This window comes from Variovorax sp. P4_D9, from assembly GCF_056401695.1.
Genome location: NZ_JBFUIU010001186.1, coordinates 1 through 2,131, shown reverse-complemented (window position 1 = coordinate 2,131; position 2,131 = coordinate 1). Strand labels below are relative to the sequence as shown.

At 61.0% G+C, this 2,131-nt stretch carries 3 protein-coding genes; all 3 read right to left on the bottom strand.

Features of this window, described 5'->3' with window-relative positions:
- Nucleotides 1-229, bottom strand: a 229-nt coding sequence (locus tag AC1DY5_RS52750; protein WP_478122205.1) for an ATP-binding cassette domain-containing protein, incomplete at its 3' end; no start/stop codon positions are given.
- A 29-nt stretch (nt 230-258) separates the two neighbouring features.
- Nucleotides 259-1,587: an ABC transporter substrate-binding protein gene (locus AC1DY5_RS52745; protein WP_478122204.1), complete on the bottom strand. Its 1,329-nt coding sequence runs from the start codon at nt 1,585-1,587 to the stop codon at nt 259-261.
- 49 nt (nt 1,588-1,636) lie between these two features.
- Nucleotides 1,637-2,131: branched-chain amino acid ABC transporter permease (locus tag AC1DY5_RS52740; protein WP_478122203.1), on the bottom strand; the 495-nt coding region annotated here is incomplete at its 5' end.

Below are 2,131 nucleotides of genomic sequence, written 5' to 3'. Positions count from 1 at the left end.
TTCCCTTCGTGACTGCCCCCCGCTCGCCGGCCAGAAGGTTGCTCACCGCACGCAGCGTCGTCGTCTTGCCTGCACCGTTTCCGCCGAGCAGGGCCACGATGCCGCCTTGCGGCACCGTGAGCGAAACGCCCTTTAGCACCAGGATCACGTGGTTGTAGATAACCTCGATGCCATTGACGATAAGCAGCGGAGCTACCTGCAGCCGCTCGCCTACTGGACTGCGGTCCATGATCGCGTTGACGCTCATTGCAACCTCGATCAGCTCTGGCACTCTTCGGCCGTTCGCCGCGTGATCTTCTTTTCGGCAGCGTACTTGTCTGCCGCCGACTTCACCATCGGCTTCAGGATCGCCATGTCCGCCTCGATCGGATCGGAGACGAAGGACCACTTGGACCCGTCCCATGTCTGCACTCGCGCCGAAGCGACGCCCATGTGGTCGCCGCACGACGTGCTCATCGGATTCTTCAGCTTTCCAAACCCCAGAGCTTCAAGTCGCTTGGCATCGAGGTTCAGGTTCTCCAGGCCCCAGCGGACCTGCTCACCCGTCATTGGCTTGCCCTTGCCAAATCGCTCCTGCGCACGGCGAACCGCCTCGACCGTGATCATCGAGATGATCATTCCGTTGTTGTACAGAATCGAGGCGACCTCCTCCTTGGGTCCTGTGCCTTGGCCCTTGGCATGAACGTGCTTGAGGATCTCCTCCGTCACCTTCGTGCCACCCAGCAGGTTTTGCATGTTGATGGCGCTGTAGCCCTTGGCCCCCGCGCCGACATCCTTCACATCGGGCTCGGTGCCGGACCAGTAGACGCCCAGCATCTTCTCTCGCGGGAAGCCAGTCGACTGCGCTTCCTTGAGCGCCGTGGAGTTCATCACGCCCCAGCCCCAAAGGATGACGTAGTCGGGGCGTGACTGCCGGATCTGCAACCAGGTGGCCTTCTGCTCGACGCCCGGTGCCGTCACCGGCAAAAGTTGGAGATCGAAGCCGTGCATGCGCGCGCGTTCCTGCAGCACCGCAATCGGTTCCTTCCCATACGGAGAATCATGGTACGCAAAGGTGATCTTCTTTCCCTTGAGCTTGTCCAATCCGCCTTCCTTGCGACCGAGATGCTGGATCAGGATGTCGGCAGCAGTCCAGTACGTTCCGGCGATGGGAAAGTTCCAGGGGAAGATGCCACCGTCCGCGGCCTCCGAGCGGCCGTAGCCTGGCGTGATCAGCGGGATCTTGTCGAGCGGCGCCTTGTCGGTCAGGGCGAAGGTGATGCCGGTAGCCTGCGGATCGAACGCGGTAGCGCCCGTGGGGCCCTTGCCCTTGAGGCGTTCGTAGCATTCGACGCCACGATCGGTTGCGTAGCCGGTCTCGCACTCTTCGTACGTCAGCTTGACCCCATTGATGCCGCCATCGCGCTCGTTGATCAGCTTCAGGTAGTCCTGCTTTCCGTTGGCCCAAGGTGTCCCGCTGGGCGCATAGGGGCCGGTGCGATAGACCAGTAGGGGAACGAACTGCTCTTTGGCGCCTGCGGCAGGTGTTTGAGCGATGCCGTTCGACGCGCAGAGGAGCGCTGTGGCGAAGGCAAGAGAGAGCGCCATTTGCTTTTTGATTGACATGTCTTCTCCAGTTGGTGTTGGTAGGGTTTCTTCAGTGCGCGAATGGCCAGAGCAGCAACTTCTCTTTGGCGGTCGCCCACATGCGGGCAAGGCCGTGCGGCTCGACGATCAGGAAAAAGACGATCAAGGCGCCAAAGATCATCGATTCCAGGTGCGAAGCAAGCGTCGTGGGAATCGCGAATCCGAACATGGACGGCACCTGATTCAGCAGCAGCGGAAGCAGGACGATGAAGGCCGCGCCAAAGAAGCTGCCGACAATGGACCCGAGCCCACCGATGATGACCATGAAAAGAAGCTGGAACGATCGGTCGATGCTGAATGCGGCTGGCTCCCAGCTTCCCAAGTGGACGAAGCCCCAGAGCGCGCCGGCAACACCGACGATGAAGCTACTGACGGCAAACGCCGTTAGCTTGGCATACACCGGTCGTATCCCGATCACCGCTGCGGCCACGTCCATGTCGCGCATCGCCATCCACTCTCGTCCGATAGCGCCACGCACCAGATTCTTCGCCATCAGTGCAAACAC

Excerpts from the sequence above, each read along its gene's own strand:
- AC1DY5_RS52745 (WP_478122204.1), bottom strand. The coding sequence starts at position 1,587 with ATGGCGCTCTCTCTTGCCTTCGCCACAGCGCTCCTCTGCGCGTCGAAC.